Source organism: Cohnella fermenti (genome assembly GCF_004801405.1).
Classification (GTDB): Bacteria; Bacillota; Bacilli; order Paenibacillales; family Paenibacillaceae; genus Cohnella; species Cohnella fermenti.
This window is the reverse complement of the sequence record NZ_SSOB01000067.1, coordinates 14,617-41,086: the sequence shown is the minus strand read 5'-3', so window position 1 is coordinate 41,086 and position 26,470 is coordinate 14,617. Positions and strand designations below refer to the sequence as shown.

At 58.7% G+C, this 26,470-nt stretch carries 15 protein-coding genes and 3 pseudogenes; 4 read left to right on the top strand and 14 right to left on the bottom strand.

Annotation, left to right across the window (positions count from 1 at the left end):
- From E6C55_RS31455 to E6C55_RS31425, 8 genes and pseudogenes are all read right to left on the bottom strand, one after another.
- Positions 1–1,216, bottom strand: a pseudogene (locus E6C55_RS31455) (OmpL47-type beta-barrel domain-containing protein); the annotation flags it as partial.
- 45 nt (positions 1,217–1,261) lie between these two features.
- Positions 1,262–1,687 (bottom strand): annotated as a pseudogene (locus tag E6C55_RS35515) (Ig-like domain repeat protein); the annotation flags it as partial.
- A gap of 691 nt (positions 1,688–2,378) precedes the next feature.
- Entirely contained in the window at positions 2,379–3,506 is a 1,128-nt protein-coding gene (locus E6C55_RS31450) for a response regulator (RefSeq protein ID WP_136373806.1), read from the bottom strand.
- A complete protein-coding gene (locus E6C55_RS31445; protein ID WP_168735980.1) occupies positions 3,484–6,510 on the bottom strand; it encodes a hybrid sensor histidine kinase/response regulator in 3,027 nt (1,008 codons plus the stop codon). Before E6C55_RS31445 ends, E6C55_RS31450 begins: the two co-directional genes overlap by 23 nt.
- Positions 6,511–6,759: 249 nt before the next feature.
- Positions 6,760–7,803 carry an aldose 1-epimerase family protein gene (locus tag E6C55_RS31440; RefSeq protein WP_136373804.1) on the bottom strand — a complete coding sequence of 348 codons (1,044 nt, stop codon included), beginning with the start codon at positions 7,801–7,803 and terminating at the stop codon, positions 6,760–6,762.
- 443 nt (positions 7,804–8,246) lie between these two features.
- Positions 8,247–8,799, bottom strand: a pseudogene (locus E6C55_RS31435) (Rpn family recombination-promoting nuclease/putative transposase); the annotation flags it as partial.
- Between the two features lie 83 nt (positions 8,800–8,882).
- On the bottom strand, positions 8,883–9,854 hold the full coding sequence (locus E6C55_RS31430; protein ID WP_136373803.1) for an ROK family protein: 972 nt from the start codon (positions 9,852–9,854) through the stop codon (positions 8,883–8,885).
- Positions 9,847–11,640 (bottom strand): class I mannose-6-phosphate isomerase, encoded by a 1,794-nt coding sequence (locus E6C55_RS31425; protein ID WP_136373802.1) that lies wholly within the window; start codon positions 11,638–11,640, stop codon positions 9,847–9,849. Before E6C55_RS31425 ends, E6C55_RS31430 begins: the two co-directional genes overlap by 8 nt.
- A 78-nt stretch (positions 11,641–11,718) precedes the next feature.
- Here E6C55_RS31425 and E6C55_RS31420 point away from each other — a divergent pair, with 78 nt between their 5' ends.
- The gene (locus tag E6C55_RS31420) at positions 11,719–12,606 is read left to right on the top strand and encodes a helix-turn-helix domain-containing protein (protein WP_136373801.1); all 888 of its coding nucleotides are present in this window, start codon (positions 11,719–11,721) and stop codon (positions 12,604–12,606) included.
- Between the two features lie 624 nt (positions 12,607–13,230).
- On the opposite strand, the gene E6C55_RS31415 is transcribed toward E6C55_RS31420, so the two are convergent.
- The 6 genes from E6C55_RS31415 to E6C55_RS31390 form a co-directional block, all read right to left on the bottom strand.
- Entirely contained in the window at positions 13,231–15,282 is a 2,052-nt protein-coding gene (locus E6C55_RS31415) for a M81 family metallopeptidase (RefSeq protein ID WP_136373800.1), read from the bottom strand.
- Positions 15,283–15,299: 17 nt separating this feature from the next.
- Positions 15,300–17,501, bottom strand: coding sequence for a helix-turn-helix domain-containing protein (locus E6C55_RS31410; RefSeq protein ID WP_136373799.1), 2,202 nt, complete (start codon positions 17,499–17,501; stop codon positions 15,300–15,302).
- A 69-nt stretch (positions 17,502–17,570) separates the two neighbouring features.
- Entirely contained in the window at positions 17,571–19,235 is a 1,665-nt protein-coding gene (locus tag E6C55_RS31405; protein ID WP_136373798.1) for a type 2 periplasmic-binding domain-containing protein, read from the bottom strand.
- 70 nt (positions 19,236–19,305) lie between these two features.
- On the bottom strand, positions 19,306–20,184 hold the full coding sequence (locus E6C55_RS31400) for a carbohydrate ABC transporter permease (RefSeq protein WP_136373797.1): 879 nt from the start codon (positions 20,182–20,184) through the stop codon (positions 19,306–19,308).
- A gap of 18 nt (positions 20,185–20,202) precedes the next feature.
- On the bottom strand, positions 20,203–21,114 hold the full coding sequence (locus E6C55_RS31395) for an ABC transporter permease (RefSeq protein ID WP_230986944.1): 912 nt from the start codon (positions 21,112–21,114) through the stop codon (positions 20,203–20,205).
- A gap of 121 nt (positions 21,115–21,235) precedes the next feature.
- Positions 21,236–23,119: a heparinase II/III family protein gene (locus tag E6C55_RS31390; RefSeq protein ID WP_136373795.1), complete on the bottom strand. Its 1,884-nt coding sequence runs from the start codon at positions 23,117–23,119 to the stop codon at positions 21,236–21,238.
- A 153-nt stretch (positions 23,120–23,272) separates the two neighbouring features.
- On the opposite strand from E6C55_RS31390, the gene E6C55_RS31385 reads away from it, so the two are divergent.
- Genes E6C55_RS31385 through E6C55_RS34010 form a run of 3 tightly spaced genes read left to right on the top strand, consistent with a single transcriptional unit; the run spans position 23,273 to position 26,389 of the window.
- Entirely contained in the window at positions 23,273–24,427 is a 1,155-nt protein-coding gene (locus tag E6C55_RS31385) for a DMT family transporter (protein WP_136373794.1), read from the top strand.
- Positions 24,408–25,583, top strand: a complete 1,176-nt coding sequence (locus E6C55_RS31380; RefSeq protein ID WP_136373793.1) for a Gfo/Idh/MocA family protein — start codon at positions 24,408–24,410, stop codon at positions 25,581–25,583. The genes E6C55_RS31385 and E6C55_RS31380 overlap by 20 nt, the downstream gene beginning before the upstream one ends.
- Positions 25,580–26,389 (top strand): sugar phosphate isomerase/epimerase family protein, encoded by an 810-nt coding sequence (locus tag E6C55_RS34010; RefSeq protein ID WP_168735979.1) that lies wholly within the window; start codon positions 25,580–25,582, stop codon positions 26,387–26,389. The genes E6C55_RS31380 and E6C55_RS34010 overlap by 4 nt, the downstream gene beginning before the upstream one ends.
- The last annotated feature ends 81 nt before the right edge of the window (positions 26,390–26,470 follow it).

Below are 26,470 nucleotides of genomic sequence, written 5' to 3'. Positions count from 1 at the left end.
ACTCGTTCCCCGCCGCATCTGTCGAACGGGCATGTACTGTCCCGTTATCCGTTACCTCCACCGGCTCCGTATACAATTGCCATGCGCCGGCGCCAACCTTGTACTCCCGCACGGACGCATCCTCCGGATAGACAATCGTCACCGTTACGTTCCCGCTCGTCGGCGCGGTCGGGTCGGCCGTCAGCGTCGCGGCAGTCGGCGCCTCACGGTCAATGTTGCTCACGACGTAGCTGCTCTCCTCCGACTCGTTCCCTGCCGCATCTGTCGAACGGGCATGTACTGTCCCGTTATCCGTTACCTCCACCGGCTCCGTATACAATTGCCATGCGCCGGCGCCAACCTTGTACTCCCGCACGGCCGCATCCTCCGGGTAGACAATCGTCACCGTTACGTTCCCGTTCGTCGGCGCGGTCGGGTCGGCCGTCAGCGTCGCGGCTGCCGGCGCCTCACGGTCGATGTTGCTCACGACGTAGCTGCTCTGCTCCGACTCGTTCCCCGCCGCATCTGTCGAGCTCGCGTAAATAATCGTCCCGTTATCCGTTACTTCCACCGGCCCCGTGTACGATTGCCATGCGCCGGCGCCAACCTTGTACTCCCGCACGGCCGCATCCTCCGGATAGACAATCGTCACCGTTACGTTCCCGCTCGTCGGCGCGGTCGGGTCGGCCGTCAGCGTCGCGGCAGTCGGCGCCTCACGGTCGATGTTGCTCACGACGTAGCTGCTCTGCTCCGACTCGTTCCCTGCCGCATCTGTCGAGCTCGCGTAAATAATCGTCCCGTTATCCGTTACTTCCACCGGCCCCGTGTACGATTGCCATGCGCCGGCGCCAACCTTGTACTCCCGCACGGCCGCATCCTCCGGGTAAGTGATCGTCACCGTCACGTTCCCGTTCGTCGGCGCGGTCGGGTCAGCCGTCAGCGTCGCGGCTGCCGGCGCCTCACGGTCGATGTTGCTCACGGCGTAGCTGCTCTCCTCCGACTCGTTCCCCGCCGCATCTGCCGAGCTCGCGTAAATAATCGTCCCGTTATCCGTTACTTCCACCGGCCCCGTGTACGATTGCCATGCGCCGGCGCCAACCTTGTACTCCCGCACGGCCGCATCCTCCGGGTAAGTGATCGTCACCGTCACGTTCCCGTTCGTCGGCGCGGTCGGGTCAGCCGTCAGCGTCGCGGCTGCCGGAGGCGTCACATCAATCCAATCGGCATACCATGTCATATCCGATACCACAGTTAAAGGAAAGACAATGGCATGATCTAGTTCGGCATCGCTGAACCATCCGTTAAATTGGTATCCGACACGTGTCGTTGTGTAAGCGTCGTTTATCACAGAACCGTCGCTAACTTCAATTGAAGCGATCGGATCTCCTCCGTTAGTGTCAAAGCTTATCGTCCGTTTGGAGTCATTCACGGTGAGCACAGCGCTGCCTGAACTGGTTCCGTATATGGAACCACCCCCGGAATATTCGGCGATAAACGAATACGAGCCGACAGAGGTATCTGTCAGAACCCAAGAGGCTTGCCCCTCTGCATCCAATGGCATGGATCCCACGTCCGCAGAGCCCATCTTGAACGTTACCACCCCCGTACTGACGGGAGTTCCGTCCAAGCTGGAAACCCTGGCTGTCAACAATGCCGCGTCTCCATGTACTACAGGATTCGGTGATATAGTCAACACTGTCTCAGTCATCGGCACTTGCAAGGCCGTCAGATCCGACCATGGAACTGTAATCGTATTGTCGCCTTGCCCCCACAGGATGATGGTTTGCGCCTCAGCATCCACCGTGGTCAGATAATGATATCTCGCCCCTTCTCCGGGATCTGAAGCAGAATCCTTTCCATAAGTCCGATAGGCGATCAGATTTTTGTTATCGTCAAAGGCGGCAACCGTCAAATATAAGCTGTTATTGGTTTCTCCGTAAACCCAATACGTGAATCCACCCCACTCTACGACCGGGCAGTCCGTTTTGAGCGAATAGCAATGCAACCTTTTGGTCGGTGTTAAATTCTTTTCGCCAAGGCTATACGATAGATTTGTCACAACAGGACCACTATCCGCTGCCCATGCCGCAGAGCCGGTTCCCGGCAACTGCAAATGAGCCGGCACCAGCGAATACAGCATCGTTCCAATAATCACCGCACAAACAGCAACCAGCATCTTTTTCCAATAGGCAAATGAAATCATCAGCTTCACCATTAACCCTTCCCTTCACAAAAAAATGATTACCGTTTCAATCGAAGCGGTAATATCTTCTGTATTGTCCGCTCTTCCAGACCTGCAGAAATTGTAGCATGTCGACTCTTGTCAAATTCTCGACAAGCGCTCCGTGCGTACCCGTCTGTCTGTCTCAGCGGTGCTACAGGAAAGGAGCCAAATGATGTTATTGCAACCACCTTCGATAAATTTCCTCTGCGGACGGGCTTGGCGCAACGCCCAGCTCCTCCCGAAACAAGTTCCTCATCCGGTCATAATGACTTCTTAGCGCATCCAGGTCTCCGGTTAATCCATAAGCCGTCAACAACATCTCATGGAGTTTTTCCAGCAGGGGACTGCAATTCTCCGCCTCTTTGAGCAGTTCAACTGCTTTATCGGGCATACCTTCCCCTATGTATTTCTCGTATAAAATTTCCAATATTCCCAAGAAGGAAAGACGAAGCTTATGTTGCTCATGCACTGCCCATACATAATCGTGCGCATTCAAATAATCGCCCCGGTACAAGGCGACGGCGCGCTCCCATAGCCGGAGATTTTCTTTGGTCACGGTCTTGTCCCGATCAGCGGCTACCCGAAATTCATCCACATCGAGATCAACGCCGCTCAGCGCAAACCGATAACAATCGTTCGTGTAGTGCAGTTGCATGTATGGGTCCAGCGCGTGAAAACGGATCATTTTCCGAATAAAATAAACGCTTGTATGAAGGGCCGCAACCGCGCGACGTTCATCCAACTCGGCGAATACGTCCCGGATAATATGCGTTTTGGGAAGCTCTTCTCCCTTGAAATGAACAAAATAGGCGAATAATTCCTTCGTTTTGTTCGTGCGCCATTTTACAATTTGCGCTGCCGGCTTGGCAATATGAAGCTGGAACGTCCCGAAGCACGTCAATCTGCACGGGCACTCGCGCTCCCCTGCCGCCCGACGACCCGACGACAGTCTTCCACGGATCGTCTTGGCCAATCGTTCGGTCATTACCGGCTTGAGCAAATAATCGACTGCGTTCACCTCGAACGCCTCTATCGCATATTGGTCGTATGCGGTAATAAACACGATGTCAATCGAAGCGTCGAGCTCCATGATGCGCTCCGCCGCCTCCAACCCGTTCATGCCGGGCATCTCGATATCCAGAAATACGACATTCACACGCGTCTGCGCTTCCTCGATCCACTGCAACGCTTGATTTATATTTGTAAACGTTCCGACAACCTCAATTTCGTCAAATTCGTTCATCTCATCCAACAGCGCATCAAGAGCGCTGCCCTCGTCGTCAATCAACAGAGCCTTCAGCATGGTCCGATGTCACCTCGCTATCCAGTGGAATGCGCAACGATACTTTCGTTCCTCGCCCTGCTGCGCTGTCAATGCGCAAGCCGACGCCGTACATTTTTTTTAATCGCTGATGAATGTTATACAAGCCCACACCGCTTTGTTCCCGATACTCTGCCAGCAATTCCGGCAACCGCTCCTGCGTTATGCCGACTCCGTCGTCCTCCACGATAATTTCGACTGCATCCTGTCTTCGTCTTACCGTTACAGTTACTGTTCCTCCATCCATCCGCTTGGTGACACCATGCCGGATCGCGTTCTCTACCAGCGGCTGCACAGTCATTGGAGGAATCAATGTATGAATCGCACCGTCTACTGCATAGATAATACGCAATCTCTCTTTGAAACGCGCCTTCTCAATAGAGCAATATGCTTCTACCAACTCAAGCTCTTTCCGAATGGACACGAATTTTTCGTAATTTCGGAAGTCAAAACTGCCACGCAAATAAAAACTGAGCTGCTTCAGCAAGCGGCTGGCTTCTTTCGGATCGCGCGGGCATATTCCGATGATCGTACTCAATGCGTTATATAAAAAATGAGGCTTGATTTGCGCTCGCAAAAAATCCAGCTCCGATTGAACGGCTATCTCTGCCGCGTTCTTCATCTCCAGCAGCGTCCTTACCCTTGCTCTCAGTTCATAGGCATGAAATGGCTTATTCAAAAAATCGTTCGCTCCTGCTGAAAATCCGCCCAGCAAATCCTCCGGATTATTTTTGACGGTAACGAGCAAAATCGGAAGCTCCGTCAGACTCAGGCGCTCCCTGACTTCCCGCGCCGTCTCGTAACCGGTCATTCCCGGCATCATCACATCGAGTATCAGCAAGTCGAACGAATCCGGCCCGTCCAACAGCCTCAGCGCTTCTTCGCCGCTGCGGGCCGTCACGATACGGTACGGCTCGCCCGCCAAAATGTTAAGCATCACCTGCTGGTTGGTCGGATCGTCATCGACTGCCAGTATTGTATTTGTGCAATCAGCCTCCTTGGCTCCCGTTGGCAGCGGTACGCTGTGCAACGCCAACTGCTCTCTTTCCAGCGGCAAAGCGTCTGCGGCATACTCCCCTGTTGTCCCTTTGCTTATCGGCACCGTGAACGTAAACGTCGAGCCCTTGCCCGCCTCCGAAGCGACGGTCAATTGGCCGCCGTTCAATTCAACCAACCTCCTTGCAATTGACAGTCCCAGTCCCGCTCCTCCGTATTCTTGAGACACCGGGGCCCCGACCTGCTCGAACGATTGAAAAATGAGTTGCTGCTTATCCGCCGGAATGCCGATGCCGGTATCGGTCACCCGCACCTCCAACATGTTCCCGACAGATGCAGCGGCAACGACAATCGAGCCGGCTTCCGTAAACTTGATCGCATTGCCAAGCAAATTGTACAAGATTTGCTGCAGTCGGTTCTCGTCGGCATAGACCATTGGCAATTCGTCTGGCAACCGCAATTCAATACGGAGCGGCTTGTCCCCGATCAGATGCTGGAACACCTCCAGATTGATTCGCATCATCGCTTGCAGCGACACTTCGCGCTTATGGAGCACTATTTCATTGTTTTTTAATTTGGAGAAATCCAGAATATCGTGAATCAAATTGGTCAATCGACGGGATACCGATACAATGACGGACAAATCATGCCGTTGCTCGGCGTTCAGGTGCCCTCTCGCTCCTTCAAGCATCGACTGGGACATATTCATCACACCATGCAGCGGCGTGATCAATTCGTGCGACGTATTGGTCAGAAACTCGTCCTTCATTTTATTTTGCGCAATCAGCTTCTCGGACATATTCTCGATTGTGCGGAAAGCGGAGGAATATCGCTGCGACAGAACGATAGTCTGGACGAACACGAGCACGAACAAACCGAGCAAGACAAGTTGCCGATTTAAAATGTACGAAACCAACGTATACTGAACATTCGTCGAAATATAGAATGTGGTTACCCCGATATCCAGCACGAACATCGCAATAAAAAAAGCAATGCCGAACACCTGCCATCGCGCACCGTCCCGCCCCCGTTGAACAGCCAGCCAGGCAGACCGCAACAACAACAGACAGACCAGAAGCATAAACAAGTGGAAATAGATAATAATGTCCGAATAAAAATGCAAAGGCGTGAACAACTCCAACAGCACAAACAGTCCCGACACAATGGTTACCGCCTGTGCGACCCGCTGCGAGAACTCGTTCGGATACAACCTGCGCAAGTACAATACGAATATGAGAACGCCGCCGCAGTATGTTATGTACCCCGCTGCGGCAATAACGGGAATGCCCGTGTTCGGAAACAGCTTGAGAATAAACAATTCTCCGACGAACAAAAGGCGGGTCGCTCCGATCAAGCATCCAATGCCGAACAGAAGGGCCGTCTTTCCTTTTCTTCTTTGAATATATATAAAGATATGGTGCAGTCCCATGAATAAAAACGTGCCAAACATAATCATGTCGAAGCCGAGACCGATATCGTGCAATGCCTCTACCTGACGCTCCGTTCCCAAATCGAGCGCGTACCACATTCCGCCGCTATTATATAAATAATTGGATATCTGCACGATAATTTCAAGCTGCTCGTGATCTGCATGAAAGCGGACAATCTGCGGATTATATTGGGCGATGGCGTCCTCCGGCTGTTCGGAGACCTGACCGCAGCGAGCAACCAGGATACCGTTCACCATGACGGCGCAAGAGGTGGACAGCATTGGTATTTTGAGAGCAAGCTCCTGTTCGGCGTCGTTCAGCTTGATGTTCAATCGATACGTGGCGTAGCCAAATCCGGGGAGCTTCTGTCCCTCGATGGCATAATCGGACCATATATTCGGAACGTTCCCCACGGTGCGGCGGGATATTACCGCCGGATCGGCAAAATCATCAGCGGCCAACAGTTCATTCCAGTAGAACTCCCATTCACCTCCGAGCCTCACCTCGCCGTCCCGTTCGAAATCCCAGCCTGTCAAATCAAGTACGCCGTCGACCGCCACAGGGGCCTGCCTCCATGTCGGAAGCGAAGACGGCTTCGAACGTGCGAGCCATATCGTCGCAGAAAGGAGCAAAAGTCCGAGAGCAAAAAGCGCAACAGTTTTCGGTGTCATGACCCATCGCAACGTGTGGTCCTCCCTTGGATAACGGCACACGGTTCCCGCCTCTATCTTCATGGTAGAAAAATCCTGGCATTCGGTCAACATGCATCCTTCCGAAGCTTGTGCTCCCCTCTTCCTCGCGTATGACCTTCAGGTGACGATCAGTTCCAGCTTATAGATGACGGACGAGCCCGGCGGGAGCAAGAGCGGTCCGCCCCGGTCCGCCTCCGCCGCGCGCCCCTCCACTTTACAATTGGAGGGCTCCAGGCCAAGCACATGCTCTCCTGCTCCGGGCATTCGCCACTGGACGAGCATAGGCAGCGTATCCGCCGACCAACGCAGCCTGACCGTCACCGGCCGAGCCGCATCGCCCATTGGAAAAGAAGGCTGGTGCAGGCTCGCCTCCGCCATTCCGTCCGTGTCCGCGGCTTCTTCGCGGAGATGGTGATAGTAGACGGCTTCGGAGGCTTCGGCCGCCGGGGATTCCCATGTCGAGTGGCGGTCCAGCGGAGCTTGAGCGTCGCGCGCTTCGCACCTGGCGGAAGGGAATCGGATTGCCGTCTGCTCGTCCAGCAGCGGGAACCCGAAGTTGAAGTGATAGAGCATCATATGTGGGGCGGGGCGGAAGCCGACATTCTCCACCCTGTCTCGGATCGCGATCCGGTTGTCGCCCAGTCGCCCGGAGTACTCGCGCGTCAGCTTAAGCCGGCTTCCGAACAGCGACGACTCCTCCACCGTCCCGGATACGCTCCACTCCAGCTCGTCGCCGACCCATTCCTCGCGCAGACAAATATGCCTGGCCGGCGTATGATGAGCCCTTCCGTGCAAGCCGTAGCTGCCCGAAGCATCATCGGAAGCAGCGCCGACATGAGCAAGGCCGCAGGTCATCAGCAGCCCGCCGGACGCGGTGCGAAGCCACCCTGCTCCTTCCGGCTCGTAATGCATCGGATGAACGTCTCCGTTCGGGGATTGCCAGGAGATCGGCGAGCCCCATGCTTCCGCAAGAGAGACATCCATCCCCTTGGAAGGAACGATGTCGAAGGCGAGCCCGGCTCCCGTGCGCACCCGGACAAGCTCCGTTCCCGCTTCCTTCCCTTCCGTCAGCGTCATCCGCCGAATGCCGCCGATCTGCCCAATCTGCCCGATGCGCGCCTCCAGCTCCCGGCGTGTCCAATTCCTTCCGTACAATCGCATAACCGATAGTCCCCCTTCTTCCCGCCGGCTTTTCCCAGAGAGTAATATTACTTTCGTTTATAACACATAAAGTTATATTCGGACAATATCTTGACTGTTTTAATGCGCTCGTTCGGTCGAAGTCCCCTTCTAGGCGCCTACCTCCGCTTGATCCGGTACCGATTGAGCCGATTTTATGCGATTTTTCACATTCTCCGGGTCGGATACCGCGCCAATCGAGGGGTTTTATGTGATTTTTCACATATATAGGGGCCGTTCGGGTCGGAACAGCCCCTATGAATGTGATTTTTCGCATATAATCGTCCAAATCGCCCGTTAGCAGGGAGCGCCAATGTGATTTTTCGCATAAATTCTCGTCCTCGCTTGTTATGCAGAAAAAGCGGCCTGCTCCAAGAAGGGAGCGGCCGCTGCCAATCTTCCAATCAAAGGATTCTATCTCTCGCCTACTGCAACGGCCTTAGCGCCCGAATCTCTTCCGCCGTCATACCGGTGATCTTCTCAATCATCTCCAACTCAATGCCCATCTCGAGCATTTTTACAGCAGTTTCAGCTTTACCCTCAGCTTTACCCGCCTGCCTCGCGCTCTCGATCCGGGACTTCTCATCGCTGAGCGCCTTCATCCGAGCATCGTACGCCATTCGCGCACGCAATCCCCGTATGATCCTCCCGCAGGTGAAACACGCTGTGGTAGCGTTCATTCGGCAGGCACGAATAATTCAGGATGTTAATCGTCACGCACTTCTGCAGCGTATTGTAGTTGCCGCCTCGCGGTATCTGATGATAGTACATCTCCGACCAGTAGAATAAGGTGCGCTTCTCCATGTGATACGGATTGAACAATTGCATCTCCACGTTCAGGATCTCGCCCTTGGCCGTACGGGCTTTAATGTCCATAATCGATTGTTTGTCGTCCGGGCTGTCCGGCTCCGTATAGGGGTTCAGAAGGATAATCTCCTTCAGCGACGGCTCGCCTGCCTCGCGGAACGTGCTATTCAAGATCTACTCAGTATACCATTATCGATTCGTTCCATAAACGAGGCTATTGCGGCCGATCAGTCCGTATGCCGCCTTCACCGGGCTCATTCCAGCCGCAGCAGTTCCGCCGCGCCCGCGAACGTACTGAGCGAGGTGTCGTCGGTCGTCTCGATGGCCATGGCCTTGTCGTGCAGAACGTCCAGTATGCCGCCCAGGAAGAGGTCGCTGCTCTTGGAGATCTGGCCGCCCAGGATGATCGCTTCCGGCCGGAAAGCGGACAGATGGCGGTTGATCACCTCGCCGATGTTCCTGCCGAATTGGTCGAACGCCCTCCTGGCAGCTTCGTTCCCTTCCCGAGCCATCGCCGCGAACTCCTTGACGCCGAACTCCCTGACGCCGAGCCCCTTGATGCCGAATCCCTCCGCGGCACCCGCCGGCCCCGCCAAGTCCGCAGCCAGCTTCAGGAATCCCCGCTCCGACACATATTGGTCGACGATCCCGTCGCCGAACGGCAAGAAGCATATCCAGCCCCGGGGAGGCACCTCCGCCCCCGAGCTCACCAGCCGACCGCCGTCCAGGAAGGCCGAGCCTGCGCCTGTTCCAATCGTCAGGCAGACCGAACGGCGATAGGGGCGCGCCTTGCCGAGCTTCCATTCGCCGAGCGCGAACAGGCTCGCATCGTTCTCGAAGGCGATCCGGAAGCGCGGGGACAGCCGCTTGCCCAGCCCCGCCGCATCCGCCAGCACCCGCGCCGTCACCTCTTGCTTCAGGTTCACTCCGTACAAGCTCTCGAACTTGCCCAGTCCGGCAATGTAGCTGATCCCGTTCGGGTAATCGAACTCTCCCGGGAACGCATAGCCGATTCCGTGCAGCCTCGCCAACGGATCGCCGGTCAGAATGGTGCCCATCTGCCTCCATATAAGCTCCGTGAGATGGCCCAGCAGCTCCTCCCGGCCCAGCGACGCCTTCGCCGGGTAGGACGCGACCGATTCGGGGACGAGCTCGCCCGAAGCGAGCAGCGCGGCCGACTTGATGAAGGTTCCGCCCACGTCGAAGGCGAGGATGTAATCACTCATAAGCGACAGCTCGCTCCCATTGCGGAGACACGCCGGCTTTGATCAGCTTGGCCGGAGCGGAGCCGAGGTTGATCAGCCGGTAAGCGCCGACAGCCGCCGGGACGATGTAGGACTCCGCATAATCGAGCTCGACGGCTTTGTCCGGGGCCGCAATCGGCTCGAGCCGCACGCGCTGCCCTTCGACCAGGTTAAGCAGCAGCACCTCGCCGCGGGTATCGTCCGTCCACTGCTCCGCCAGGTGAATGCGGTTGACGTAGAAGAGCAGGTCCTCCCTCCGCCCCAGCGCATATTCCTCGTTCGCGCCTTGCCGCGACAGAAGGGCGGGCCTGGCGATCAGCTCGCGTCCGACCCAATCGGTCTGCTTGTGCCAATCGATGTTCGGAGCCGCATGGCCGATGTCGATCGGGCGCGGCTTGCCGTCGAGGCCCGGCCGGACGTAATCGTACAGCTTGAAGGTGAACCACCAGGTCGTCGCCGAGATCTCCAGGACGAAGTTGTCGCTCCCCGAGCAATGAACCGTACCGGTCGGAATGAGGAACAGATCCCCCTTCTCGCACTCCCATTCCTGCACATACTCGGTGAAGTCGAACGGCGTGCCCGTCATCTGCGCATCGGCAACCGCCGCCAGGAAGCGCTCCTCCGTGCAGGACTCGGTCAGCCCCAGGTAAACCTTCGAGCCCGGTTTTTGCTCCATCATATAGTAGGACTCTTGCTGCTCGAGAATATAGTTGAAGCGCTCCCGGATGTACTCCTGCTTCGGATGCACCTGGACGGACAAGTTCGAGCCGCCCATCGTGTCCAGGTAATTCATACGAATTGGGAAAAAATCGCCGAACAGTCCGCTCACCCGGTCGCCCAGCACCGTCCGGTACGCCGAGTTCATGACGAGGGTAAACGGGATTTCGATCGTCTTCTCTCCGCTTCCGAGCAGAATGGAATTCTCCGGCGCGATCGGCTCGAAGCACCATGCGCAATTGTCCCATTGCTCCGGCAGCCCGGCAAGGCGCTTCAGGTATTGGCCTCCCCAGACGCCCGGGGCGAAGAACGGCTTCACCCGCATCGGGGCGGACGCCGCTTCCGCGATCAGCCGCAGCAGCTCTCCCGTCCCTGTCGCGACAGGCGATTCGGGATCGTTCATATCCACATAGAAGTCGAACCGCTCCAGGTGCTCCTTGCGGTAGCGTTCCACAATCGGCCATTCCACGAAGAAGGCGATTTTGTACTTCTCCAGCGCATCCTCGTTCTCGTCCAGGCCGAAGTTAAGCAGCTCGCCCTCGTACAGCCGCTGCTGGCGCTCCCGGGATACGTCCAGGAACACGCCCGGCCTCCTGCCTCCCTCTAGCCAGCGGGCTCCCGGCCCCAGAAGGATGATCCGCAAGGGCCCGCCTGCGCCGGAGGCCAGACGCCCCTGCTTCAACTTCTCCTCCCGCCACTCGTCCGGAGCCGTCGGTCGGAAGTAGTCCGCGATTGTCCCGGAAGCGGTGACCCGGCCGAAGGCTCTGTTGTCGGTAATATTTTCGGCAAACTGTTGTCTGAGCTCCTCGCCGCTTCTCAGGTAGTCGCGGGTTCGAATGATCGCCGTGCGGATCGAGCGCTCCTCAAGGCTCGCCGCCAGCTTCGCGGCGAAGCCTTCGAAGTCGGCCCCGTGCGTCCCGTCGATGAGGAGAGTGTTCACCGGCTCGTCGGAGTCCGCCAGCTTCGCAACAAGCGGAAGCACCTCCTTGTATTCGCTTGCCAGCTCTATTCGCAACGTATCGACTCGGTTAATCGGTCTCTTGTTAAACATGCGGATCCCCCTTGTCTTCCTTCTTGTCATCCTGTGGTATGATACGGGTAACCTATCGTCTGCAAAGGAGTCGTCCCCGTGCCGCAACGAACCTTCGCCTTGATCGAACGGCTGGACCTGACCGATCACTTCTTCCTGAATTATCGAATTCGGGAGGCCGAATATCACTTCTTCCATGCCCATCAAGGCATCGAATGGCTATTCGTGCACGGCGGCTCCGGCCAGGCGATCGCGGGCGACCAGCTCGTTCAAGTGGAGAGCGGCTCGCTGCTGATGTTCCAGCCCTACCAACTGCACCGGATTCATATGAGCCCGGACACCGAATACGTCCGCAGCGTGTTCGTCTTCGATCCGGTTGTGCTCGACGCCCGGCTGGACGGCTTCCCGGCCCTGCGCCGCTTCCTGCGCTTCCTGTGGCAGAGCGAGCTGCCCCTCCAGCATCTGGAGCTGGGGCCGCTTGCCGCGGAAGCTGCGCCCTTGCTGCGGAGCGGAGCCGAAGCCGTGCGAACGGCCGACTCCCTGGAGCGCAGACAGGAGGAATGGGCGTTGCTGTCCATCGGCCTGCTGCAGCTCATTCGGAGGGCGTACTCGGCGGACGGAGAACGGCTCTCCGAGCTCGACGCTCGCCCGCGCCCCTTGCGTTATGCGGAGAAAGCGATGCAATGGATCGAGCGGCACTACCAGGAGGAATTCCAGTTGAATCGCATGGCCGAGGAGCTGTTCGTGTCCCCTTCCCACCTCTCCCGGTTGTTCCATCAGGAGACGGGAACGACGCTCAGCGAATACTTGACCGCCAGAAGATTGCGGGAAGCCAGCCTGCTGCTCGCGGCAACCAATCTGCCGGTCCGCGATATCGGCAGGCGAATCGGCCTGACGAACTTTCCGTACTTCGGCAAGCTGTTCAAGAAGCACTTCGGCGTCACGCCGGCCAAGTACCGCAAGGACAAGCGCAGCTATACACATTGAACCAAAGATTATAACGAGCACACTCGTTTTCGATACTGCGCGCATGGTATAAGGTTCTATTGCGGTGAAGTTGGAAGCTGGCCGTTCTTGCCGCAGACCGGCTTATTCCCTCGTTCCGGCTGCGGACTGCGAAATATAGTCGAAATTTCAAGCTTATTCCCTCGTTCCGGCTGCGGACTGCGAAATATAGTCGAAATTTCAAGCTTATTCCCTCGTTCCGACCGCGAACTGCGAAATATAGTCGAAATTTCAAGCTTATTCGCTCGTTCCGGCTGCGGACTGCGAAATATAGTCGAAATTTCAGGCTTATTCGCTCAATCCGGCTGTGGACCACGAATTATAGTCGAAATTTCAAGCTTATTCGCTCGTTCCGGCCGCGGACCACGAATTATAGTCGAAATTTCAGGCTTATTCGCTCGTTCCGGCTGCGGGTCAGGAGTTTCCGGCTCGCAGTTCTGCGCGATTGTAACTTGCTAAGTTAAATTCATTCGTTCAACTTCTATCGCTCCGACGCTGCCGCCACTTTCCCCCGCATTCGTTGTCACACCCGCCGCCGCAGCCACTTTCCCCGCATTCGATGTCACCGCCGCAGCCACGTCCGCTCCCGTCGCCCCCGCCTCCCCGTCAGCGGAAGTTCAGCCGCTCCGCCGTCTCGTAGTCGTGAACGATATTCGCCCCGCTCACCGCGAAGAAGACGAGGGGCTTGTTCCCCGTATTGACGACGCGGTGCGCCCAGCCTCCGCCGGCATAGCTGATCCAGCCCTGGCGAACCGGCACCTTGCGCAGCTCGCCGTCCCGGCGCTGCAGCAGCATCTCCCCTTCTCCCTCCAGGCCGATCACCGCTTCCGCCGTGTCGGGCTCGGCGTGGAAGTGTCCCTTCGTCATGTACGGCTCGCCGCCCGCCTGCCCCGGGAACAGGACGGTCAGGTTGATCAGCAGGTCCGTCGGCGCATACGGGTGGGGCATCTCGTACACCTCGTAGACAACCGGATCTTCGTTCCCCAGCAGCAGGTCGACGGCCGCCTTATCGCTGTACAAGTGGCGCAACTGCGACAGCCTCCGCTTGATGACCTTGGCCCCGTTCCTCGCGTAGCCGGCCGGATCGAAGGGAATCGCGAACACCGGCTCATGCCGATTGTCGGCATTCTCCAGCGCCGGGAGCCGCAACGCTTCCCGTCTCGCCCGTTCGCGCTCTTCCTCGGCATCCCAGGTGGCCGCAGAATCTTGGGGATAGAGGTCCCCTCCCGACTTCGCATATTCAATATTCTTCAAGTCGATCGACGTATGGCCCGGCGTCAGGGCGAACAGCGCGCGGCTGGACAACTGCCTGTACTCCGGACTCAGGTAGCCGCTCTTGACGACGATAAGCCGATAGCTGCGGGCATCGAGACCGAGCCGCTCCAGATACCCGGGATCGTACACCGCCATGCGCCGCTCGGCGACAATGACGTCGATGCCGCCGATGCGCACGACCGCCGCGTTGCTGCGCTGCTTGTCCCTGCCGTCCGGATCGATGCCCGGATGAAGCGAGAGCACTTCCGCGCTGACGGGCAAGTGATCGGCGGCATCGGGCCTGCGGCTTCCGAGCGCGAGCTCGACCTTCGCGCCGGCGCCGGCTTCCAGGCACGCCCGGTACGACGCCGCATCCGCAATGACGGCCACAAGCGTTCTGTCGGCGCCCCGCTCCAGAAGCCTCTCGAGAACGAGCGTCACATGGCAGGCGGCACCGGCCGTCGGGTTGTCGCCCGTGTCCGATACGACAATCGGACCCGCACTAACCGAGCCCGCGCTCTCTCCGAGCGCGACATCAAGAGCTTCCTCCAGCGGGTAAGCTTCTTCCGAGAACAGGAACTGTTCGCGCCGCTCCCACATCGACCGCGCAAGCAGCGTCGCATGATCGAGCAGCGATTCCAGGTGAGCCGCTTCCCCGGTCACCAGAACCCTTATGCCGTGATGCGGCGTGTCCGCCCAAGGGAACCCCAGCACGTAATCGGCATTCATGACGTGCTTGTGCCGGGACGCCTCGTACACTTCGGCGATGAGATCCTTCATCGGGGACACGTCCGTCATCGAGTTCTCCCCGCACAAGAGCAGCGGCAGCCTGACCGATACGGTCACCGCCTGCAGCTTGCGCCGGATGATGCGAAGCAGCAGCTCCGCCGCGCGAACCCCCGTGTCGTAGCGGTCGGTATGCGGCGCCGTGCGGAACACGGCGAACCCGTTCACGCTGCGCACCAATTCGTCCGTCACGGTGGCGTGCATATCCAGAGTGACCACGATCGGCAAGCGCGGCCCGACGAGCTCCCGGATGGCGCTCATCAAGTCCCCTTCCGGGTCCTCGACCGAGCGGACGTACATGGAGCCGTGCAGGCAGAAGCAGATGCCGTCCAGCGGCCCGGCTTCGCGGATCGCCTGCAGCACCGAACGCCGGATGGCCGCATAGGCTTCATCCTCGACGGTGCCCGACACCATCGCGACCGCGTGGACGGAAGGAACGACCTCCGCCCCTTCCGCCTGCAGCGTCTCGATGATGCCGCCGGTCGATTCGGCATTGCCTCTCCAGAAGTCGTGCGCGAACAGCTCGTATCCGCTTAGCGGATGGAAGTCTTCGAGCGTCGTCGGACGGTCGTTAAACGTATTGGTCTCGTGCATCAAGGTTCCGGTCAGAATACGCATCTATACTCCTCCTAGGGTCATGGCGATTCCGGCTCATCCGAAATCATCTTCTGATATTGCTTGGGCGTCATTCCGTGCGCTTCCTTAAACAGTCGAATAAAATGATGGGTGGACTGGTACCCGATATGATAGGAGATCTCCTGCACCGACAGCTTCTTCTCGCGCAGCAGCTCGACCGCCCGCTCCAGGCGGAGCGCGGTGACGTATTCATTGAAGTTGCTCCCCGTAATCGCTTTGAAAATCTTGCTCAAGTACGTCGGGCTGACCCCGACATGCTCGGCCACGTAAGCGAGCGAGAGCTGATGGGAGATGTTCTGGTTCACGAATGTGACGATCCTGTCGGCGAACTCCTGGTCGAAGTGCTGCTTCCTCTCGCTGACGCCAGTGACGGCCGCCTCGGCGACGCTGCGAATCCAGGCTTCGAAGGCGTTCGCATTCTTCAGCCCATGGTACTTCTCCCGCAGGTCTTCGCCGAACACCTCCGCGGCTTGGAAGCCCATCTGCTGCATCGTTCTCTCGAAGGTGAGCGCCAGGTCCAGCATCACGTTGCGGCAGTAGCGGATCGTGTAGCTGCCGCAGCGGATCGTCTCCAGCAGCTCGTCAAGGAGCTGCTGAACCCGCTTGCGGTCCCCCGCGCGGATGGCCGCAGGCAATTCGTCCAGCGCCTTCGGCATGCCGGCCGGCTCCTTCGCCTCGCCGATCCGCATGTCGCCGTGGATCAGGATGGAAGTGTCCGGGTAGAAGAAGGCATATTCCAGCGCCTCGTCCGCCTCTGCGAATGACCGGGCGATCGCCGAGTCCGCCGCTGGATAACAGCCGCCGATACAGATCAGACAGCGTTCTCCTCCAAGCCCGATTCGCCGCTGCAGCAGCTCCCCGATCGCAGACGGCGCAAGCTCCTCCGTCATGCTGACGAATCCGAGAATCTGCGATTGCTCGTTGCGAATGGCGCGAATATCCGCTTCGCCGTCCTCCGCCTCCAGGCTCTCGATCAGATGGAAGTCGCTTGCCATCGCTTCCTGCGGCTCGAGATCCGGGCGCGGCCCGGTGCGCATCACGAAGCTGGCCGTCCATCGTCCCTCATGGGGAATTCCGAGAATCGATTCCGGGTCCATCCCCTGGCCGGACGCTTGCGGCAGTCCGAACAGCAGCCCGCGGATGAAGTTATGCCGGACGATCGGCATATGCCGGGCCAGACTCGTCTGCAGCGTCTGCATGCGGCTCGAGATCGGCTTGTGAGCCCGAGAGGTGAGCAGCACCGAGATCAAGCCGTTGACGGCGAGGAAGGCGCCTCCGACCGCCAGCATCCAGCTCCGGAGCTGATTGGTCTTGCGGTAGACACTCTCCACGGACGCAATCGAGACGTAGCGCCAATCGTTGTATTCGGAGGCAACGAAGGAGACGACGCTCTCGTGCCCCTCGATCTTCGTATTGAATCTGCCGGTCCCTTCTTCGTTCGTCAAGTCGGACGGCTCGGACAGGAAGGCGGGAAGCGGCTGATCGCCGTAGTTGTGAGCGACCACTCTTCCCTCCTTGTCCACGATCAGCAGTCCGCCTTCGAGCGTCGGCTTCAAGCCCAGCAGTTGCTTGTTCAGTTCGGTCACGTCCACATTCACCGCGACGATCCCCTGCCTCGATTCCTTATCGCCGAAGAAGGGGATGCTTCTTACGTACGTCACAATCGGGGAAGGGTCGTAGCTCCCCGCCGGCCTCGCGGGAATCCACTCGATAATTCGGTCGGATTGCCGATAGGACGGGAACCAGTCGGCGCTTCCGCCAAGGTCGCAGGAGGATTCGTTCAGCATGCATACGCGATCGCCGATGAAGAGCAGATTGCCCGCTCTGTAGTACACATCGATCGAGTGGATATAAGAAGTGTTGTCCTGGATGTCGGCGATGCGCCTCGCGACCTTCAGAATGGCCGAGGAATCGCGGCTGATGTCATGGTTTAACGGATAGACGAGCGCTTCGTTGCTCTCTATCTCGGACAGATAAATATTGGGGAACGTAACGATGGCCTTGACGATGGGCTCGTCGATCGCATCCTGGAACTGACGGACGACTTGCCGGTTCAGGCTCTCGACTTCCTCGTTGTATATGTTGGTGAAGTATTGGTAGAACACAACCTGGGGGAAGATGGAGATAATAAGCACGGCAATCAAGTTAAAGACCAGCAGCCGCTGGAAAATCCGGTTTTTCTTGCGAACGGCCCCACTCATTCCGTACCCCCCTCTTGCGATGAAGAGGGCGGGTCGGCAGCTAACGCCGCCGACCCGCCCGGCGATTATTTATTGGCCAACCATCTCTTTGTATGCCTTATCCGCTGCCTTCTCCAGCTCGTCGCCGCCGTTGGCCCGGAAGTTCGCGACATACTCGTCGAAGTAGGCGCTCGGGTCGACATCGCTCGTAATGATCTTGAAGTAAGCGTCTACCGTCAGCTTATTTAACGTATTCGAATACTTGCTGAACTCTTCGAGCGTCGGAACGAATACCGCGCTGTAGCCGCTGATCTTGCCGTACTTGTCTGCGAATTCGTAATCGAACTTATCCCGCTGCTTGATGAACGGATCGTAAGAGACCTTGGCGTTCAGGACATTCTTGCCCTTCACATTGGCTTCGGCAAGCGTGTCGGTGGCCGTCAGGTTCACGAATTTGTCCCCGTCGAGCGTCCAGTCGACGCCCTTCTCGCCGTTGGTGAGGGTCAAGTAATATTCGTAATCGGTACATGCCGCTTCGATCATCTTCAGCAGCAGCTCCAGCTTCTCCGGATTCTCCATCGCCTTGGACGTAATCGCGATCGGATGGCTGGCCGTATCCCACATCGGAGTGCCCGATGCCCCGTTCGGCCCGACGGCCGGAACGCCGAAGACCGCTTCGCCGTCCGGAACGGACTCCTTGAACGCCTTGTACTGGCCGCCTCCGGCATCGTCGGGAATGTCCGGATTCAGCTCGTTGCGCCAGTGATAGAACATCGACATGCCCGTAATGCCGATCTTGCTGTTGTAGAACGCCTGGGAATCCGCCCAATACCCCGTCGTGTTCTCCGAGGTCAGGAACTCCGGATCGATCAGCCCGGCCTTATACCACTTCTGCAGAAGCGTAAGCGCTTCCTTCATCTCGGGCTGAATGGACGTCAGAACGACGTTGCCGTCCTTCATCGTGAATTGGACCGACTTGCTCGCGTCTCCCTTGCTTGCTCCCTTGAAGTCGCTGATTCCCGGATACCCGTATGCGCCCAGAATGTTCGGCAGGGCGAAGTCCGACAAGCCGTACGTATCCTTCTTGCCGTCCTTATCCGGGTCCTCGTTCCGGAACTTCGTGAACGCTTCTTCATACTCGGCAATCGTCTCCGGAATCTTCGAGATCCCGACGTTGTCCAGCCAATCCTTCCGCCAGATGACGACCGTCGGGTACGTTCCGTTGAGGTTCGTCATCGGGATGGCATAGATTTGGCCTTCGTACATCACGCCGTCCCACAGCTCGGGATAATTCTCGTTGAGGAACTTGACATAGGTCGGAGCGAACTTCTCCAGCGTCTCCATCGGAATCGGAGAGATGATTCCTTGCGAGATATACTTGGGGATGTTCTGCCGGTTCGTGATCTTCAGCACGTCCGGCATCTCGCCCGACGCCAGCCGTACATTGAGATTGTCTTCCCACTTCTGCGAATCGACATACCAGAAGTCGAACTTGGCGTTGAACTTCTCTTCGACCATCTTGATGACGCTCGAATTCGGGTTCGGCTGCCCGTACGAATCGTAACCGAGCCATTCCAGCGAGATCGGCTTCGCCTGCTCCGTCTGCTGCGCCTGTTGCGACGCTGTGCCCGAGCTGGTCGGAGTCTGCTGCCCTCCCGCTTCGTTGTTCCCGCCATTTCCGCCGCAGCCCGCCACGAGTCCCATAGAGAGCGCAACCGCCAGCGATACCCCCGTTAGTTTCCCGGCTTTTGTCATGCACAAGACCTCCATTTGTTTGAATGTATGTTAACCTGACCCGAAGGTCAAGCGTTAACCCTGGCCTGGATCAGCCCTTGATCGAACCCATCAGGGTTCCCTTGACGAAGTACTTCTGCAGGAACGGATACACGCACAGAATCGGCAGGACGGATACGACGAGCGCCGCCATCTTGACCGTCTCCGTGTTGACGGCCTGCGCATGCACCCCGGAACCGGATTCGGCCGATACGTCCTGGCCCTCCAGCAGAATCCGGCGCAGGATCATCTGCAGCACCTGCTTGTGCTCATCCTGGATGTAGATCATGCTGTCGAACCAAGCGTTCCAATGCGAGACGCCGGAATACAGCCCGACCGTGGCGATAATCGGCAGCGACAGCGGGAGCACGATACGGAACAGCACAACGATGTCGTTGGCCCCGTCGATCTTCGCCGATTCCTCAAGGCTCTCGGGAAGGGCCGCGATGAAGTTGCGGACGATCAGCAGCATGAAGGCGCTTACCGCCCCCGGAAGCACGAGCGCCCAGATCGAGTTCATAATGCCGATGTTGCGAATCAACAGGTACGACGGAATCATCCCGCCGGAGAAGAACATGGTAAGGACAACCACTCCCGTCCACAGCTTGCGGTTCGGCAGCGTGCGCTTGGACAGCGGGTAGGCTCCAAGGAACGTCAGCACAAGCGTGATCGCGGTCCCGAGCAGGGTGCGCATAATGGTATTGCCGTAAGCGGTCCAGATAATGTCATATTGGAACACCCGCTCGTACCCGGAGAAGTCGAGCTTGGTCGGGAGCAGATGGAATCCGTAGCTGTTCACCACGTCGGGAGGGCTGAGCGAGATCGTGATCGCCTGCAGCAGCGGCAGCAGCGTCGTAATCGACAGCGCCCCCAGGCCGATGTAGACGAAGCCCATGAAGAGGGTGTCCGATAAAGTTCGATTGCTTGTCATGGCGTTCTCCTCTTCTCTCTAGAAAATAGTGTCGTCCGACACCTTGCTCGCAATGTAATTCGCGGACAGGACGAGGACGAGCGCAACGACGTTCTTGAACAGGCCGACCGCCGCGGCGTAGCTGTAATTCATCTTGAGCAAGCCCTCCGAGTAGGTGTAAGTCGACAGCACGTCCCCGACTTCCATCACTTTGGCGTTAAGCAGATTAAATACTTGCTCGAAGTCGTCGTTGATGATGGTGCCGGAATTGAGAATGAGCATGATGACGATGACCGGCGCGATCGAAGGAATCGTGATGTACCAAATCTTCTGAATCCGGCTGATGCCGTCCACCTCGGACGCTTCGTACATCTCGGGATTGATCCCGGCGATGGCGGCCAGGTAAATGATCGAGGAGAAGCCGACATTCCGCCATATATCCGTGCTGACGAGAATGCTGCGGAACCATCCGGGTTCGGTGATGAAGAAGACGGGGTCGAAGCCCAGCTCCGTCAGAAGCATGTTGACCGGGCCGCGGCTCGGGGACAGGAACTCGATGACCATCCCGGCCAGCACGACCCAGGACAGGAAGTGAGGCAGGTAGCTGATCGTCTGAACCGACTTCTTGAACCATCTCGAAGACACTTCGTTGATCATGACCGCCAGCAGAATCGGCGCGATGAATCCGAAGATCAGCTTAAAGAAGTTGATGATGAGCGTATTGCGCAGAACCTGGCCGAAGTAGAGCCCCCCGAACAATTCGCGGAAGTTATCAAGACCGACCCACGGGCTGCCGCCGACTCCCTTCAGGAACTGATAATCCTGGAAGGCGATCAGCACGCCGTACATCGGCCCGTAGTGGAAAATCCCATAATAAACGAGCACGGGAAGCAACATGATGAAGAAGTACTTATGCGACAGATAGCTTTGGAACAAGGCGTTCGGTTTCACGCTGTGTCTTCCCTCCATTCCGTTTTTCCGATGACCTCACTGTAAGGGCGAGGAGCCGAATGAACAACCGACAAAAACTTGTTATGATACCGCTTTCTTATGAACGACGACGGAAAACCCCTTATTTTATCGCGTTTATCCGGCATCGGAAGAGAAAGTGGAGTTCAAAGCCCGGATCGACAGGAACGATATGGAAGCGTACACGGTACAGAGTCGCCTCCTTCCCCGTATGATCCGGAGCCGTTGTCTCCACGATCTCCGGCTCGCCGATCCCCGGATCGAATTCGAGGGCAACCTCCCCCCGCTCTCCTCTCCACACGCATCGTCCATTGTCCAGGGTAGGAGGGTGCAGGCTGACGAATTGTTCGATCACACTCGCGGAGACGACCTCGGACCCGGACTGGACCTCGACCTCGGGCTCGAACGCGAACCGATCGACCAGCCGCAGCGTCGCTTGCGTCTCCGGTTCGTTCGGCTGCCAATTCCAGACGAACTCCCTGCGCAGGCTCGTCAAGCCCGCAAGCCCGTATGCTCCGGCAAGCTCCAGCTCCAGGCGCAGCTCGCTGCCTTCCCACCGGCAGCCAAGCAGCTCGGCGGCATACGCCCGGCCGGCCTGCTGCACCGCGCCGCCGACGATCGGCACGGAATGCCCTTCCGACGAATTGTGGATCAGCCGGTATCGGTCCGGCCCGAAGGATTCGCGCGTGTACAGCCCGGCTCCAGGATCGGCAAGCAGGTTCTCCCCCGCCGCATGCAGCAGGAAGTGCCCCAGGTCGTTATGGTTGTGCGGCTCGTCGTTATGGCCGCCCTTCGCGGAGAAGGCGAACATCTCCCCTTCCGAATACCTTCGGTCGACCGCGACGGCCATGTCGGGCAACAGCTTGCCGCCTTCCGGAAGCGGCTTCTTCAGATGGGCCGGATCGGTCCACAGCAGATTCCGGATCACATGCGGCCATCGGAACGCCGAATCGGCGCCGAAGGGCGGAATCTCCTTCAGCTCGGGGATAGCCGTGCCCAGCCTCGAAGCCAGCTTGCTTAGCAGCCCCGTATGCCAGACAACCGCTCCGACATCCGAATAATTGATCGCAGCTCCTCCGGACAGCGCGAACGCCGCAGGATACTCGGCGATCGGTTTGATTTTCCCCCCGGCCAGCAGGTCCAGCTTCCCCTCGGTGCAGTGGAAGAGCATATCGGCGAAGTACGCGTAATAGCCGAAGCCGTAGTACCAGTACCCGATGCCCTCCTGGCACCCGCCGTCCTCCCCGTAGCTCTCCAGGAAGCACTCCAGGCTCCGAAGCAGCCGTTCAATCATGCCCGCGAGCCGCTCGCGGTCATCCACGAGCAATAGCGCCGCCATGCCGATCGCTCCTCCGCATACGGCCGACCAGTTGTCCCGACGCGACTCCCAGCCGAAGTGAACCGGAGTGTTGAACAGCGGCTGCCAGATGCGGCGCTCGATCTCGCAGCGGATTCGATAGCTCGCCCATCCGTTTAACCGATCCCCGACGAGATGCAGCGTCTCCGCAAGCGCGTGGGCCGTCTCCGCGGCGAACAGATCCACCTGGCCTTCCGGGGGCACGCGGGCGCTTGCCGCCGCTTCGTGGCCCAAGGGCAAACAGGCGGGCAAGCACCACGTATATTCGTTGCAGATGTCCCAGACGAGATTCTCAAGCGCCTCTCTGGAGGAGGAATTCTCGGAATCCTGCAGCAGATCGACCGTCAAGGCGAGCAATCTTCCCCTTCGTTCGAAGTAAGGGATTTCGTACGATTGCCGCGTCCCCTCCTTCTCGAACTCGACGAACCGGGAGAACGGAAGCGGCGGGATCGGTGTCTCTCTGGCGTATCGGGCGTAAGCGCGAATCTCGTCAAGCAGCGGTTCTGCGATGGAGCGGCTTGCCGCCTCCTCCCACGGAGCTCGCCCATCCGGCGGCAAGCCGTATGGGAACAGGGGAGCGCGCGGAAGAGCCGAGACGATGGCGCTGTGTATTTCGCTGAAGCTGTACATGGTCTGCCCCCTTCGTTTGATGATGTCACCGAATTATAAGAACGGGCGGAGACGGAATGGAATACCAAACAATTGCGATCGTATCGGAATCCTGTTCTGGATAAGCGCAACGGAACGTTATTTTTGCGTAAGGGAGGCGAATTCGGATTTGATATGCTTTGGGACAGAGGCCATGCGGGCCGCGAAGGGAGGAGAACCATCATAAGACAATGGAATTACGCGGCATATGCCTGCATCTTGGCGGTCGTGTTCCTGTGGGGATCGGCGGCGGCGGTCGGACGTTACCTGGGGGATACGGGGACGCCTCTGACGCTTGCGGTGTGGCGGCTTGCCCTCGGCTTCGGCTTGCTGCTTGCAATCCGGGCGGGCATCGCCCTAAAGAATCGGATCTCGAAGCGCGGCCGCCAAGGGAGCGCGAATCAGGAACCTGCGAAGAACCGGGGACCGGTTGGAAAATGGACACGAGACTGCATGCCGATCTGGGTCGCGGGAATCGTAGGGTACGGAGCGATGCTCTGGCTATTCTTCGCCGCGGCCCGAACGACTCTCGCCAGCCACCTCGTTCTGATCATGTCCATGGCTCCCATCTGCACGATGCTGATGAGCCGACTGGCCGGAGCCCCGCTGCGATCCGGTCAATACGGTGCGGCCGCCGTGTCGTTGGTCGGCGTCGCCGTCATCGCGTCGCCTTCCGTGCCGGATGCGACGGTCAGCCTGGAGGGAGACCTGCTCGCGCTGCTGGCCATGATCGCCTTCTCCGCTTACACCGTCATGACCGGGCGCCTCGGCGCGAGGACGGCGTCGCTGAACCTCAATCTGCATGCCATGGCCGCCGGGCTTGTCAGCCTGCTGGCCGCTTATGGCATTGTCGGGGATGGCGGGGGCTTTGGAGGGATTCTGGGAGGGACCAGTGGAAAGATCGGTGAAGGGCTCGGTGGAGAGCTTCGCGGAGGACTTGGCGGAGGGTTCAATGGAGGGCTTCTTGAGAATCTGCTTGCCGTCATTCAGACTCCCGAACAAGGGCTCGCCATCGGTTATCTCGGAATCGCATCCACGGGGCTCGCTTACTTGCTGTATTCCTTGGCCCTCGCTCGGCTGCCGATGGGACGGGTCGTTCCGTTTATTTTCCTCCAGCCCGTCGTCGGCGTGGTGCTGGCCGCGGTGTGGCTCGGCGAGGCGCTTACCATTAAAGCAGCAATTGGAATGGCCGCCATTCTCGGCGGGCTGATCTGGAACCATCGGTTGACCTTGCAACCCCAACCCTTATTAAACAGGAGGACAACAACAAATGAATTCCCCTTCCATTAAAGTAGGAATCGTCGGCTGCGGCGTCATCGGCAAGCAGCATATTCGAGCCGCACACGAATCGGAATGGATTGAACTCGCCGGGGTAACGGACCTGAATCCGGAGGCGGCCCGCCTCGTCGCCCGGCAATTCGAGGCGAAGCGCGCGTATGACGATGCGCTCTCCCTGATCGCGGACCCCGAGATCGAAGCCGTCGTGCTGGCCGTGCCCACGAACGTCCGCACCGGGCTCGCGCTGAAGGCGATCGCCGCAGGCAAGCACGTCCTGCTCGAGAAGCCGCTGGCCATGAGCGTCAAGGAGATCGAACGGCTGCAGGAAGCGGCGGCGGAACACGCCCGAGCGGGAGGGGCTCCCTTGACGATAGCCTTCTGCTCCTCCCGCTTCCGGTTCCTGGAGCATGCCAAGGCCGCGCGGGATTGGATCGCCGAGGGGCGCCTTGGAGACATTCGCTTGATCCGATGCCGAGTGAACGAGCCCTCGCCCGGACGGCCGTCGACTCCCCAGCCGGTATGGCGCGTGCATTCGGAGATCAACGGCGGAGGCATCGTCGCGAACTGGGGCATTTACGACTTCGATTACTTGCTGGGGCTTACCGGCTGGACGCTTCGGCCCGAATGGGCCATCGCCCGCACGTGGGGACTCGGGGACTCGATTCGCAGCTACTTCCCTCCGGATGCCAACACGGAGACATACGGAACCGCCTACATCCAATGCGCGGACAACGTCGCCTTGACATACGAGCGAGGGGAGTTCATGGGCGCCGAGCAGGAGCGCTCCTGGCAGATCATCGGCAGCGAAGGCAGCCTGACGCTTCATATGACCTGGCCTTCGGAGAAGCGGATCGTCGCCTCCCTCCTCCACCCGGAGACCGGGATCGAGCAGGTGACCGTGTGGGAAGGGACGGAAGATTCATCCTGGGTGGACAAGGGAGCGTTGATCGACTTTACCCAATCGATTCTCGACAACCGGCAGCCGGCAACGGGCCTGCCCGAAGCCTTGAAGCTGCAGGCCGTCATGGACGCGCTGTACGCTTCGGCCCGCTCCGGAGCGCCGGTACGAATGTCCGGCGCGGCGGAGGGAACGGGAGTGATGGCGGAGATGGGTCCCGCAAGTTCGAGCAGTTCCAGCGGAACGAGCGAGGGAGGGGACCTGTCATGAAGTATGCCTTCGTCTCCTTCTCCTGCCCGAACGCCCCTCTCGCTTCGATCCTGCGCATGGCTCAAGAATATGGGTACGCCGGGTTCGAGGCTCGCTGCGGCTTCGGCCACGCGCACGGGATCGGCCTCGACCTGACGGACGAACAAATCGCCGATATCCGCCGCGACTTCGCGGTCGGCGGCATCTCGCTGGCATGCCTGAGCGTCTCCTGCCATTATTCGAATCCGCTGACCGTAGATCTCAATATCGACGAGACCAAGGCCTATATCCGGCTCGCACAGAAGCTGGACGTTCCGTTTCTGCGCGTCTTCTGCGGAGTCATCCCGTCCTCCCTCGACCGTGAGGAAGCGAGACGGCAAGTCGCGCAATCGCTGCGCGAACTGGCGCCCGTTGCGGAGCAAGCGGGAGTTCATCTCCTTGCCGAGACTCACGACGACTGGTCTGACCCGAAGGAGATGGCAGCCGTCATGCGCGAGGTGAACCATCCCTCTGTCGGCGTCGTCTGGGACGTGATGCACACGCTGCGGGGCGGCGGAACAGCGATGGAGGCAGCCTACCGCATTCTCGAACCGTGGATTCGCCACGTCCATATTCACGACGGACTGCTGGATCTCTCCCGCCTGACTTTCCTCCCGATCGGGGAAGGGGACATCGATCATCGCCCGGTTGTTCGCATCTTGCTCGATCATGGTTACGAAGGATTCGTGAGCGGGGAGTGGCTCGACTGGGAGCCGGCGGAGACGCATCTTCCCCGGGAGATCGAAGCCATGCGACGATACGAGAACGAGATTCTTGCGCAAGGCTGAGGAGCAGAACGGGACGCTTTTTGTCCCATGATGAGGAGGCAGCCCTTCAAAGGGACTGCCTCCATTCGCCATCGATGTGCG